The following is a 13,421-nucleotide window of genomic DNA, read 5'->3' as shown; positions in this document are numbered from 1 at the left end:
AGGATGACTAAAGTTAAAAAAATCGCAGTATTAACCAGTGGGGGAGACTCGCAGGGCATGAACGCTGCCGTTCGTGCGGTTGTACGGAGCGCAATTTTCTTTGGGGTTGAGGTTTACGGAATTCAACGCGGGTATCAAGGCCTGCTGAACCGTGATATTTTCCCGATGGATCTGCGCAGTGTAGGTGATATTATCCAACGGGGCGGCACTATTTTGCAATCCGCACGCTGTCTGGAGTTCTTGAAGCCAGAAGGCCAACAAAAGGGCGCAGATATTCTGAATGAAATGGGTATCGACGGACTTGTAGTTATCGGTGGAGACGGTTCTTACAAAGGGGCCAACAAACTCAGCAAATTGGGCATTAACACGATGGCTTTGCCGGGCACTATTGATAATGATATTTCCTACACGGATTACACGATTGGATTTGATACTGCAGTAGGTGTTGTTGTTGATGCCATCAACAAGTTGCGTGATACAATGTCCTCACATGAACGCTCCTCCATTGTAGAAGTTATGGGACGTCACTGTGGTGATATTGCCCTGCATGCAGGCCTTGCCTCCGGCGCGGAAACTATTTTGGTTCCGGAAATGCCTTACGATCTGAATGAGGTTGCTGACCGGATGCGTGATAATTTTGCTAGAGGCAAACGTCATAGTATCGTAATCGTTGCAGAAGGCGTTGGCAAAGGCGAGGATGTAGCACTGGCACTGAAAGACCGCCATGCTTCACTGGACGCACGCGTTACCGTTCTTGGACATATTCAACGGGGAGGCACTCCAACTCCAGCAGACCGCAATTTGGCCAGCCGTCTTGGCGACTTTGCTGTACGTAGTCTGATCGCAGGCGAATCAGATAAAGCCTGTGGCATTATTAAAGGTGAATTGACGCTTACGGATATTGATACAGTTGTGAATACGAAAAAAGATTTCGATCTGGAGCTATACGAATTGGCTTCCCGTCTTTCTCAATAGGTTCGAAGCTGTAAAAGTTAAAAAAATAGCCAGTCTCCAATAACTTGGAGACTGGCTATTTTTTCGTTTTCGATCTTTAGCGCCTTGCTTCAGCAGGTTATAAGCAAGCGAAAGCTGGTATCTCTGTTTGTTTTTGACGAAGGTATTGCGATTCGCACAAAGTGCTAACGTCGTTACTACTCTAAACAACAATGGCTCTTTGGGACAGCCCCATATTATCACAGCGTCAGATACTTGCTTTCCCCTTTTACGTCTGAGATTGTCCTTCTGCATAATTGACAGCATAACGGCGTTGAACCTTAACTAACCGTGACATGAGCAAAATAGCACCAATAGCTAATCCGGTGATCAATCCGATCCAATAGCCATAAGCTTCTAGATCGGTGTAAGTGGCCAGAAGGTAGCCTGTAGGAAGCCCTACGACCCAATAGGCGGCAAAGCAAATGACAAAGGCTGGAACAACATCTTTATAACCCCGGAGTACGCCTTGAGTAGGCGTTGCAATCGCATCGGAGATTTGAAAAAAGATCGCATAGATCAGGAAGTGCTGAATTAGCGCTACGACATTAGGGTCATCTGAATATAGACCGGCAACATGATCTCCCGCGAAAAAGAGGACCAGTGCCGTTGCCAGTGATAATACAGCGGCTAAACCGATACCCATAATTCCATACTGGCGTGCATCCTTTAGTCTGCCGGACCCTGTCTCGTAGCCGACAAGAATCGTAAGGCTCATGCAGATGCTCAGTGGGATCATGTATAAAGTTGAGGCGAAATTGATCGCTGCTTGATGAGCGGCAATCGTCATGGTATCGAAGCGGCTCATCAGAAGTGTTACAGCAGAGAAGACCGCCGTCTCAAAAAAGATCGAAAAGCCGATAGGCACACCGATCTTCAACAGATCCTTGAAGCTTCGCAGCGATATAGAGTAGAACTTACGGAACAGCTGGAGGCCTACAAAGGGCTCGGATCGGTAAATAAAGAGCAAGGCAATTGCGAATATGACCCAATAGGTAATGGCTGAAGCGACACCAGCTCCTACACCACCCATGCGTGGAAACCCAAAGTGCCCGTAAATCAGCAGGTAGTTTAGTCCCACATTAACTGGCAGCGCTATGAGTGTAATGAACATGGAAACGCGCGTTTGCCCTAGAGCGTCGATGCAGCTGCGTAGAACGGTATAGCCGAATAATGGGATAACCCCGAAGGAGATAGCACACAGGAAACGGAAGGCGATATCCCTTACAGCAAACTCCAAATTCATAAAATCCAGGATGGGGGAAAGGGCGATGAAGCCGATCAAGAGAACAAGTATTGACACGATTAGCGACAGCCATAAGCCTTGCATAACCTGAAATGCGACCTCCTTTTCCTTTCTGCTGCCCATCAGATGGGAGACAATGGGTGTGATACCTATAAGAATTCCGCTTAAGCCCGTCTGAATAGGAATCCAAAGGCTGGTGCCTATAGCGACTCCCGCCAGATCGGCCGTGCCAAATTTGCCAGACATATTAGTATCAAAAAAGGTTATGGCGGACAAAGCGATTTGGGAGACAAGAATCGGAAATAAAATATGCATCAATTGGATTACTTTTTGCTTCAGTGATGTAGTCTGTATCATGGTTTGTGCCTCGTTATCTAATTTTTTCGCTTACTGCATTATTATCGCGGAATATATCCTCAGAGAAAAACCCGGCGAACGCCGGGTTCCAAATGTAAGTATGTCATGCTTTAAATATCAGGATTAGAGCTGTAAACATCATTTTTCGTAGTCGACTCCAGAGGTATATCGGTTATTGGCATTCCAGAGTAAAAATTCCTCCACGTTCTCTTCCTTCAAAGCGCGAATCTGATCTTCGACCTGTTGCTTGCCGTATTTAACATAATGTCCACTTCCTAGCCAACTAGCCGTGAAGTCTTGAATCCAAGGCCGTATAATCGGCTTATAGCTGCCCAACGAGTCAAGCTTTTTATGCGTATCAACCATGGAGCCTTTAATGGTAGCATAAGGATTTTTGTCCGGATCTTTAACATCAAACCATCCGGTTGAATAATGGCTTGGATAAATCATCGGGCTAATGACATCCACATTCTTGGATATTTTCACAAAATCCTGACCAATGCCTTCTGCGGCAGGAACGGAAGCAGCATAGCCAAAAATATCAACCGATACACGAACACCGAGCGGCTCCAGTTCTGCTTGGGCATATTTCACAAAATCAGCAATGATCTCTACACGAGGTCTATTGCTTTTGGTGTACTTAAGCGAATCTGCACGTTTCTCAAAGCCTTCCGGAAAGCGAACATAATCGAACTGAATTTCCTTAAAGCCCAGCTTTGCTGCTTCTTTGGCAATATCCACGTTGTATTTCCAAACTTCTTCATTATAAGGGTTAACGAAGCTGTCGCCGCCTTTATTGGTCCATACGGAGCCATCAGCATTCACAAATGACAATCCAGGTTTCTTCTTGGCAAGTATGGAGTCCTTAAAGACAACGATTCGGGCAATCGGATAAACGTCATGTTTCTTCAGACGCTCCATCAGTTTATGAATATCGCCAATGAATGACTGTGGATGGCCTAGTTGCTGAAGCTCCACATTATCCGTCTTGTAAGTGATATAACCGGTGTCATCCTTAATGTCAATAACCATCGAATTGAGTTCGGTTTTATCCAATAGAGCAAGTAGCTGCTCCATGCGTGATCCACCGGCGCTATATGCGGTTACATAGATCCCTTTTACCTTGGGTGCATCAGGCTGTGGATCTTTGTGTACCGCGGTCGCTGTTGGAGATGGTGATAAATTCTCTCCTGTAGCGTTCTGTGAAGGTGTTACTGCGTCAGGATTGCTGCTGTGTTGTGCGACGATGGGGGGATTCATGGCAGACCTCAATACGATTGCCACATCGGCGTCATGCTGGTTGTTGTGCACGCCTACGCTTCCCAAGGCCATCATCATTAGAGCCCAGGTGATATTCATTTGTATTCTCTCCCTTTATGTACATTCTCATAAATTATAAAGGAACGAATGCCTCCAAAATGAACAGACTTGTAACAATCTTGTTTCAACTTGGTAGCAAAAAAACCGTCCTTGTTGTATATAAACATGATGTACATTTCTAAAACGTATGATAATAAAGTAAATGCCGCTTGGATTTGGCAAAAGCCTAACCCAAAGCGGCAACTATAAAGACTAGCCCTTGCAGCTTACTTCATTGAAGATACGCAGAATTCTGATGTTCACAAATGCTGTAATGGATGATATCCATGGCATCTGCCGGTTCCAGAATACTTAGCCCGTCACGCAGAACAATTACAGAATTTAATTCGTTCTGCTTGAGAAACGGCATCATATCAGGATACCACCTCATGACGATTGCTGACAGTTTTACCGTTTCCATTTCCACAAAAATCACCCTTTCCTTTTTCGAATGGTGCTGAATTGAAATTCAGGGTTCATTGGAAAACGAAGTGCCTTGGAAAAAAGAGGGGTAAAGCTTAATCTTTATGAAATTTTATTAGGGTCTGCGCTAGTATAATATATCATAATTTAAAGATATGCGCATTTTTCTGGCTCATCTTTTGCGGAAAGAACCCATAACACCAACGGTTTCAACTATATTTACAAAAGCTTGCGGATCTGTTGTTTTGATAATTCGTTGTAGTTCAACGAGCTCATAGCGGGTTGTTACTGTCATTAGCATGTCCTTTTCCACATGGGAATAAGCGCCTTCTGTTTTAATTTTTGTGACACCGCGTTGCAGGCCAAAGAGTTGTTGGAGCAGTTCGTCCGTGCGGTTTGTTACTATATATACAGTAACCTTGATGTGGCTGACATGGATGAGATCGACAACTTTGCCGCTGACGTAGATGGAAACCATCGATGCAAGTGCTAAATTCCAATTGTTGTCAAAATAGGCAGCGGCCAGAATTACCAGCGCATTCAAGGAAACCAGGACACTCCCGACTGGGAAGTCTCGGTAACGAGTAATGATGGAGCCAACAATATCAAACCCGCCTGAGGAGCCGCCGACTCTAAAGGATATTCCGCTGCCAATGCCAACAAGCACTCCACCGAACACGGAGGCAAGCAGCATATCTGAGGTAATGGATTGAATAGGGACCAACGTCATTAACCACGTCGTCGCCCCAACGGACAAGATACTGAGAATAATAAATCTTCGTCCCAATTGGAACCAGCCTGCCACAAGTAATGGGATGTTGAACAGCAAATATAATAAGCTTATGTTTAGCGGTGTGAAATAACCCACTAACATGGATAGTCCGGACACGCCTCCGCTTAGTAAGCGGTGAGGGATCAAAAATAGGTTAAAGCCGCTGGCAATCAACGCTGAACCAAAAACGATGGCCAGATAATTCCAAAATTTTCTTAACAAGCAAATTCACCTCTAACGTATTTTGTAAATAATGAAAGAAAGGAATACACTGGTATTCTTCTTTAGGTTTGTGATATAATGTATAGGATATTCTTGAGTAGGACGTTACAATGGTATTTTGCATTGCATCGGATGTGAAGCTACAGTTATTCAGGTGCGTTTGAGTGGCCTGATGATAGGACGGCTTTTCGTCCCAAATACGCGCTAAACCATGCAGAGAATCCGGAATTATTGGACAGCCTATAAATGTGTTTACCGCTACTTAAGAATACAGACAAGCATGTGGAATGTCCACTGTATAAAAGGAGCACGAATAATTTGAAAACATTCGCAGAATTCGGCTTACAGCCTAAAGTGCTGCAAGCAATCTTGGAGTTAGGCTTTGAGGAAGCAACACCAATTCAGGAACAGGCTTTACCACTTGCATTGGCCGGATCGGATCTAATTGGCCAAGCGCAGACTGGTACAGGTAAGACTGCTGCATTCGGTATTCCTCTAATCTCCAAAATTGACCGGGAAGATGAAAAAATCCGGGCCCTTATTATGACGCCAACACGGGAATTGGCTATTCAAGTAGCTGAAGAAATTGGCAAACTGGCACGTTTTAAAGGTTTGCGTTCGCTCGCTATTTATGGCGGACAGGATATCAGCCGCCAAATTCGCGGGCTGAAGAAGAAACCGCAAATCATTATCGGTACTCCGGGACGTCTCCTGGATCACATCAACCGTAAAACGATTCGTCTTGACGATGTTCAAACGGTTGTATTAGATGAAGCAGACGAAATGCTGGACATGGGTTTTATGGAAGACATTACATCGATCCTGAAGCTTGTGCCAGTTGAACGCCAAACTATGCTTTTCTCGGCAACAATGCCATCGAACATTCAACGCCTCGCTCAACAGTTCTTGAATAATCCTCAGCATGTATCAGTGATTCCGAAACAGATCAGTGCTCCTTTGATCGATCAACACTATGTTGAAGTGCCTGAGCGTCAGAAGTTTGAAGCACTCAGCCGTCTGATTGACATGGAATCTCCTGATCTGGCGATTGTATTCGGACGTACGAAACGTCGTGTGGATGAGCTTGCAGAAGCCTTGCAAAAACGCGGATATTCCGCTGATGGCCTGCATGGTGACCTTTCACAGAATCAACGTGACGCAGTTATGCGCAAATTCCGTGATGGCAGCATTGATGTGCTTGTAGCTACTGATGTAGCAGCACGCGGTCTGGACGTTTCAGGAGTAACACACGTAATTAACTTTGACCTTCCACAAGATCCGGAAAGCTATGTTCACCGTATCGGTCGTACAGGACGCGCTGGTAAAGAAGGAACTGCATGGTCTTTCGTGACTCCGCGTGAAATGGATCATATGCACTTAATCGAACGTGTTACACGTTCGAAGATTACTCGCAAACCTTTGCCAACTATGGCTGAGGCTATCGAAGGCAAACAACGCATCACTGCTGAGCGTGTACTTGCTATGGTTGAGAGCGATGAGTTAAATGAATACAAAGGTATGGCAATCCAATTGCTGGAGCAATATGATTCTGTACAATTACTGTCCGCAGCAATGAAGCTTTTGACTGGCGATAAGAAGGATTCCGAGATCGAACTGACACCGGAAGATCCAATTCGCGCTAAACGTCGCGGTGCCAAGAATGACATTCGCAGCGGTCGTAAACCAAGCGGTAGCTATGGTGGCAACCGTGGCGGAACTGGTGGTTCTGGTGCAGGCGGTAGCGGTGGTGGATATCGCGGCAATCGCGATAGCAGCACTGGTGGCGGCAGTCGTGGCGGATACAGCAGTGGAAGCGGCGGCAGCAACTATGGTAGCGGCAGCGGTGGATATGGCGGTGGCTATAAAGGCAATCGCGATGCTGGTGGAGCTAGCCGTGATGCTGGAGCAAGTCGTAGTGCAGATCGTAAACCTGCAGCGCGTCCAAGCAGCAGCACAACTACACGTCCTGCTAAACGTGAAGATTCATCTTACGATTTGTAGGAGATTTCTCTATATAACCGATAAGACGAGATGCCGCCAGGCGGTTCTCGTCTTATTTTTTGAAACATAAGAATTTATATGTTTCACACGATAACTTATCCTTATATTTCTCGAAGAAACGGATGCCGCCTCTTTCAGAGGACGGTAAAGCCGTTTCTTCTTGATACATAATTAGTGAAGTCCAGGTACCATATCCAGAAATCAGAACTTGGGCTCTGGAAAAGCTCCTATCAAATAAGGTATAGTTAAGGTATGCATTATTCGCTAGAAAGACAGGAGGAAGGGAATTGGAGTTTAAGGGAGCTATGGGCGGTTTATACCGTGTCACGGAATGGATATCACGTATCGCTTTCAGTAATATTTTGTGGGCGCTATGTTCAGTTCCGTTTTTATTAGTTGCTGTATTGAAGGTTATTATGCTGGGTTCGGGTACAGGTGGACCTAACGAACAGATTACCTTGAATTGGGCGCTGTGCATTTTAGCACCATTCACAGTGTTTCCCGCTACAGCAGCGCTATTTACAGTTGTACGCAAATGGGTAATGGGCAATACTGACGTAAGCACGTTCCGTACTTATTTTCAGGGATACAAAGAGAATTATGTAAAAAGCATGCTTGGAGGAATTATCTACACCCTTCTGTTTGTCGTTATGTATGTTGATGTGACGGTTTACATGACACAAATGGCCAATTTCAAAATCGTTGGTATTTTAATGCTTGTATTGATGATTATTTTGTTTATTTCCATGTTTAATTTCTTTTCCATTATTGTTCACTATCAAATGACCTTTAAAGAAGTGGTAACTAATTCCATTCTATTGACAATCGCTCGGCCAATTCGAGTGTTTTCTACTTTGGTTGGAGCAGCGGTTCTTGTCTATATAGGTCTCAGATACCCGGCACTTTACTTCATCTGTATTCCTACACTGATCGCTATGGTCGCATTTTTTAATTTCTATGCCACTTACAACAAGCTGCAGCTACAGGTAGAGAAGAAGAAGCTGGAAGAGCAGGAAGCTGAAGAGAAAGCGCAAAAGAACGAAGCTGAGTTTCAGGATGAGCAAGATTTGAAGCACATTTAACAAACCTTAGGATGATCTCGTAAGGGTAGGCAGGAATTTAATTCCAATGTTAATTAAAGCGCATACAGGTTTACATTTTCGTCAAAACGCAATATAATAAATATAAATCCTGCGATGTTCGTTACGGTTGCTCGTTGTTTTGAACCAATGATAATGTCTTGGGAGATCTACACGAAGCGCAGCTGAACTGCCCCGTCTATATGACTTGGGGAATTCAAAAACGTTTTCTGCGGTCACCCACCTGCTCAAGCAGGTTCAGAAGACACTGTAGCCGGACGGCATAGGCGGGTTTTTCTAATGCTTTTGTCAGGCGCCCTGTTTCCCGTTTGTTGCGGAAATGAGGCGTTTTTTTGTTTTTTCTGAAACTGGAGAAAGTGAGCAATGCTCTTTTGTTCCAGAGGCAAGAGTGTTACACTTAGAATAATGAACTTGGGATTTGTAGAGGGGGAAGAATTTTGTCGTTGAAAAGAACCTTGGTCGGCTTATTTCGCAGTCAGGATGGAACAAGCGACCGCGCAAAAGATCCGACATTAAAGACACGTTATTACAATCTTTCTAAAGACAAGGCGTGGGATGAAGTATCGGCAACGCTAAAGAAAATTCCTGGATTTAAGGTGCTGCATGAAGTGCAGTCAGTCGGGGAAATTACACTGGAGAAGAAGACCGCATTTGGTCGTACCCTCGATATCACCGTCTCGGTGTTGAATACAACGCCAGTGCGTTGTGCTGTAGATTTGTATTCCGCATCCAGAGGTTCCCTCGGCGATTTGGGCGCCAATTATCGTGTTATACAACGATTGTATGGATCATTGGACAAAAAACTGGGGAAATATAGAGCAGACTGAATGGGAGAGTAACGAATTAGCTTTCTTATTTAGAGGTTGTATGCGTTTTCTAGACAACATCTCATACACAGATGTTTTTCTAAATAAGAAAAAGCGGAAGAAGGATGTCCTTCTGCCGCTTTTTTAAAATATTGTAAATATCTAAAAGTAATACATTATAGAAGATTCTTTACAGCAGCAATAGCATCTTCATAGTTAGGATGCTCGGCCATTTCGCCTAAATATTCTACATAAGTCAAGGTATTATTCTTGTCAACTACGAAGATAGAACGCATATCTAATCGGAACTCCTTAATCAGGACTCCATAGGCTTGTCCGAATGACACAGCCTTGTGATCGGAAAGTGTAATGACAGAATCAATACCGGCTGCGCCACACCAGCGAGCTTGAGCAAAGGGCAGGTCTACACTGACAGTAAGGATGACAACATCATCGCCCAATTCGGCGGCTTCGCTATTGAAACGGCGAGTCTGTGCGTCACATACACCGGTATCAAGAGAAGGTACAACGCTGATTAGCTTAATTTTGCCGGCATAATCACTAAGGGATACCTCTTCCAAAAGATTCTTACTAAGAACGAAATCTGGTGCGGAATCACCTGCTGTTAACTTAGGTCCTACTAGAGTGATTGGATTGCCTTTGAAAGTAGCTACGCCTGTTCTTTCTTGCGTCATTCTTGATTCCTCCTCGAATTGTTATATTGGATTCTTGCTGCCACAGTAAATTATAATCTTTTTAACAGGGTGATGTCCAACTGGACACGATACATAAAAGGATGGGTGCTATGATATTCATACGATATGAGAATTGGAAAAGCTATATCCGGTATTATCCGGTAACCTGTCTTCTTATGCTGGCCAATGTAATTATGTTTGTGGTCCTGACATTTAATGGCGGCTCAACAAATTTGGCTACGCTTGTGAAGTTTGGAGCTGTGGTCGATGCCGGCCCGGAAAAGGAAGAGCTGTGGCGATATGCGGCGGCGGTCTTTTTGCATAATGGCTTTTCTCACTTGCTCTTTAACAGCTTTGCTCTGTTGGTGTTTGCTCCGCCTTTGGAGCGGTTACTCGGTTGGTGGCGCTATGCAGTGCTGTATTTAGCTGGAGGTATTCTGGCAAATGTATTGTCAACTTATCTTGGGGGTGCGCCAGCTCCTGGGACTGCTACCGTGTCTGTAGGCGCTTCAGGGGCGATCTACGCTGTGTATGGCGCATTTCTATATGTTGCCTTGATGCAACGGGCAATAATGGATGAAAGCTCGCGTAAGACCTTGTATGGATTGCTTGTGCTGGGTATTATTATGTCCTTTGCAACACCGAATGTAGACTGGGCAGCTCATATTGGCGGTTTGGTCGCCGGCTTTTTCCTCTATGGATTGATTATTCGCATATTCCCAAAAAGCCGAAAATAGGAGCGATGATAACGTGGAGCTAAGACAGCTGCAATATTTTGTAAAGGTTGCCCAAAAAGAACATGTCACGAGAGCGGCGGAAGAGCTGCATGTGGCCCAGTCCGCGGTAAGCCGCCAGATTCATCAGCTGGAGCAGGAGCTTGGCGTAGACTTGTTTATGCAAAAAGGACGCAATCTGCAGCTGACACCGGTTGGACAGCTCTTCTGTAAGAGGGTGGAGATCGTTCTGAAGGATCTGGAGCGTTCGGTGGCTGAAGTACATGAATTTCTGGATCCGGAACGCGGTGAGATTCGTATCGGGTTTCCGCATAGCTTAGGAACCAATCTGATTCCATCTATTGTCGCGGAATTTCGCCAGCTGTATCCGCACGTTAAATTCCGATTCAAGCAAGGTTCTTATCCTTCATTAATTAAGGATGTATTGGCTGGAGAAGTGGACTTGGCTTTTATCTCTCCTTTTCCGGAGGATGATGAGCAAGTTTCTGGAGATGTCCTGATGACGGAGGAACTATTCGCGATCCTTCCCCAGAACCATCCGCTGGCAGGGGAGTCTGTAATCCGATTGGAGCAGTTGAAGGAGGAGAAGTTTGTTCTGTTCAGCCAAGGCTATTCACTGCGTCCTATTGTTTGGCAAGCCTGTCTGCAGGCTGGATTTAAACCGCAGATAGCCTTTGAAGGCGGAGAAACTGATACTATACGCGGTTTGGTTGCAGCAGGCATGGGGGTGAGTCTGCTGCCAGAGATGGCACTTTTTCAGACGAACCCTTTACAACCAGCGCAGGTGAGAGTCATGGAGCCTTCTGTGACAAGAACGGTCGGACTAATTCATCGTACGGAAGGCAAGCTGCCCTTGGTTGCCCGCTCATTCCGTGCCTTCCTCCTAAACTATTTCAGTGATAGACAAAAGAACACCCCAGTTGGCTCGTAGCCTTCGAGGGTGTTCTTTTTGCTTGAAATATAAGTTAACCTGACACTAGTTAGTTGCGGTTGCCAAAAAAAACGGATACCAAGCGCAGCAGTTCGAGCAGTGACACTAAAGCAGCGGCAACATAAGTTAATGCTGCGGCATTCAATACTTTGGCCACCCCACGTTCTTCCTCGTTGCGGATGAAACCTTGCTGAACCATGACTCCACGAGCCCGGTTGCTGGCATTGAATTCTACTGGCAGTGTTACTAGCTGGAATGCAACAGCAGCGGAGAAGAAGATAATGCCCAAGCCGACGAGATTCAAGTAATTGAATATGAATCCGGCCAACAGCATGAATGGAGCTACACTTGAAGCGAAATTAACGACAGGGAACATTCTATGGCGCAGTGAGAGCATGGGATAACGTTCCTTGTGCTGAATAGCATGCCCCACCTCGTGACAGGCGACGGAGACGGCGGCGATGGAGCTTTCGTGATATACGGCCTCTGATAGACGAACAACCCGGTGAATGGGGTCATAATGATCAGAGAGAGCGCCTGGTATTGATTCTATGGGAACATCGTTAAGGCCATTAGAGTCAAGCATGCGTCTGGCTGCAGCGTAACCGGTGATACCGTTCATGTTAGGTACCGTAGACCATTTTTTAAAGGTGCCCTTTACCCTGAACTGCGCCCATAACGAGAATAAAAAAGCGATAATTACTAATAGATACATCATATATGCATTCCTCCACTGTATTAAAAATAAGGTGTTTACATTGGCGGTCCTTGAGAGAGTAAGAGTCGAATTGCTTCCATACAGGCAATACCCTGAGGAAGCAGAGTCGAAAGTGCGCGTCTGGCCTGGCTCGGCTTCAAACCACTAATCATCGGTTCAAGTGCTTTTACTTCACGTTCAAGTCTCTGCATGTGAAGCTCAAGTTCGACCAGCTTGTCGGAAACATCTGTTTCAGGCGTAGCCATATGCCATTTACTCATTAAGACTTTAATCTCTTCCAATGTATACTTGTCTTGCTTTAGTTGGTTAATACGTTCTAAAGCAACCATGGTTTCATGGCTGTAGAGCCGATAGTTCTTCATGCTTCTGGATTCTGGAGTGATCAGTCCCAGCTTAGTGTAATAATCAATGGTACGTTCACTGATTTGGGCAGCCTTTGCTAGTTCGCCGATCCGGTATAGAGTCATATCTCCAAGTTATCTCACCTCGCTGTAGAATCTGATTGCTGTTATAGAGGCAATCATCATTTTTATTTATACCTATAATGATATCAAACTAGAAACCGTACAGTCAAACGTCATGCTTACATAAAGTATATGCAATGGAAAAGGCAGAAATACATAGGTATTGCATCTTACCTAGAATACATCTCTTCTCAAGCCAATATCAAATGTAGTGAAACATGTGTTATTTTGAATATAATTAGGATGAATATCACATGATATGTCATGTATATACCTTGAAAACCTCCTTATAATAATGGTGGCAGTTTTTAAAAAAAGGAATAACATAGTAGGCCAATTTATGTGAACTTATAATTTTATAGCATTTTTAATACTATTGTTTAATAAAAATACAGATAAGAGAACTGTAAAATGAGAACCGTCTGTATGCGTTTCCATATCAATGGGGACTTAGGAAAGGCCTATATTAGGCAATCCTGCAACCACTTCACTTCGTAAATAAACTGTGAAGAAATCGTGAGCTTCCATAAATAAATTAAAAACATTCAAAAAAATAGTCTTGTCAATTTCCCTGACTTCTGATTATAATGACATTAAGAG

General features: G+C 44.6%; 13 protein-coding genes and 1 other RNA gene. 7 read left to right on the top strand and 7 right to left on the bottom strand.

Annotated features, from left to right (window positions below):
• Positions 1–3 precede the first annotated feature (3 nt).
• The gene (gene pfkA, locus H1230_RS22010; RefSeq protein ID WP_239712017.1) at positions 4–975 is read left to right on the top strand and encodes a 6-phosphofructokinase; all 972 of its coding nucleotides are present in this window, start codon (positions 4–6) and stop codon (positions 973–975) included.
• Between the two features lie 247 nt (positions 976–1,222).
• On the opposite strand, the gene H1230_RS22005 is transcribed toward pfkA, so the two are convergent.
• From H1230_RS22005 to H1230_RS21990, 4 genes are all read right to left on the bottom strand, one after another.
• Positions 1,223–2,596, bottom strand: a complete 1,374-nt coding sequence (locus H1230_RS22005; protein WP_239712016.1) for an MATE family efflux transporter — start codon at positions 2,594–2,596, stop codon at positions 1,223–1,225.
• Between the two features lie 138 nt (positions 2,597–2,734).
• Entirely contained in the window at positions 2,735–3,955 is a 1,221-nt protein-coding gene (locus H1230_RS22000; protein WP_239712015.1) for a putative glycoside hydrolase, read from the bottom strand.
• Between the two features lie 232 nt (positions 3,956–4,187).
• The gene (locus H1230_RS21995; protein WP_036658735.1) at positions 4,188–4,376 is read right to left on the bottom strand and encodes a hypothetical protein; all 189 of its coding nucleotides are present in this window, start codon (positions 4,374–4,376) and stop codon (positions 4,188–4,190) included.
• Positions 4,377–4,550: 174 nt separating this feature from the next.
• Complete coding sequence (locus tag H1230_RS21990; protein WP_239712014.1) at positions 4,551–5,372, bottom strand: YitT family protein; 822 nt, start codon at positions 5,370–5,372, stop codon at positions 4,551–4,553.
• Between the two features lie 318 nt (positions 5,373–5,690).
• Here H1230_RS21990 and cshA point away from each other — a divergent pair, with 318 nt between their 5' ends.
• The 4 genes from cshA (at position 5,691) to H1230_RS21970 (ending at position 9,300) form a co-directional block, all read left to right on the top strand.
• Positions 5,691–7,373, top strand: coding sequence for a degradosome RNA helicase CshA (cshA, locus tag H1230_RS21985; protein WP_239712013.1), 1,683 nt, complete (start codon positions 5,691–5,693; stop codon positions 7,371–7,373).
• A gap of 287 nt (positions 7,374–7,660) precedes the next feature.
• Positions 7,661–8,455 carry a YesL family protein gene (locus H1230_RS21980; RefSeq protein WP_239712012.1) on the top strand — a complete coding sequence of 265 codons (795 nt, stop codon included), beginning with the start codon at positions 7,661–7,663 and terminating at the stop codon, positions 8,453–8,455.
• A 103-nt stretch (positions 8,456–8,558) separates the two neighbouring features.
• Positions 8,559–8,750: non-coding RNA, 6S RNA (gene ssrS / locus H1230_RS21975), on the top strand.
• A gap of 160 nt (positions 8,751–8,910) precedes the next feature.
• Positions 8,911–9,300: a DUF1499 domain-containing protein gene (locus tag H1230_RS21970; protein ID WP_239712011.1), complete on the top strand. Its 390-nt coding sequence runs from the start codon at positions 8,911–8,913 to the stop codon at positions 9,298–9,300.
• Positions 9,301–9,455: 155 nt separating this feature from the next.
• On the opposite strand, the gene tpx is transcribed toward H1230_RS21970, so the two are convergent.
• Positions 9,456–9,974, bottom strand: coding sequence for a thiol peroxidase (gene tpx / locus H1230_RS21965; protein WP_239712010.1), 519 nt, complete (start codon positions 9,972–9,974; stop codon positions 9,456–9,458).
• Between the two features lie 110 nt (positions 9,975–10,084).
• Between tpx and H1230_RS21960 the strand changes: the two genes are divergently transcribed.
• Entirely contained in the window at positions 10,085–10,711 is a 627-nt protein-coding gene (locus tag H1230_RS21960) for a rhomboid family intramembrane serine protease (protein ID WP_239712009.1), read from the top strand.
• 13 nt (positions 10,712–10,724) lie between these two features.
• Positions 10,725–11,639 carry a glutamate biosynthesis transcriptional regulator GltC gene (gene gltC, locus H1230_RS21955; RefSeq protein WP_239712008.1) on the top strand — a complete coding sequence of 305 codons (915 nt, stop codon included), beginning with the start codon at positions 10,725–10,727 and terminating at the stop codon, positions 11,637–11,639.
• A gap of 49 nt (positions 11,640–11,688) precedes the next feature.
• Here gltC and H1230_RS21950 read toward each other — a convergent pair whose 3' ends face one another.
• Positions 11,689–12,357 carry a zinc metallopeptidase gene (locus H1230_RS21950; protein ID WP_239712007.1) on the bottom strand — a complete coding sequence of 223 codons (669 nt, stop codon included), beginning with the start codon at positions 12,355–12,357 and terminating at the stop codon, positions 11,689–11,691.
• A gap of 35 nt (positions 12,358–12,392) precedes the next feature.
• Positions 12,393–12,824 (bottom strand): MerR family transcriptional regulator, encoded by a 432-nt coding sequence (locus tag H1230_RS21945; RefSeq protein WP_239712006.1) that lies wholly within the window; start codon positions 12,822–12,824, stop codon positions 12,393–12,395.
• Positions 12,825–13,421: the final 597 nt, after the last annotated feature.

Source organism: Paenibacillus sp. 19GGS1-52 (assembly GCF_022369515.1).
Classification (GTDB): domain Bacteria; phylum Bacillota; class Bacilli; order Paenibacillales; family Paenibacillaceae; genus Paenibacillus_AQ.
This window is presented reverse-complemented; position numbering and strand designations above follow the sequence as displayed.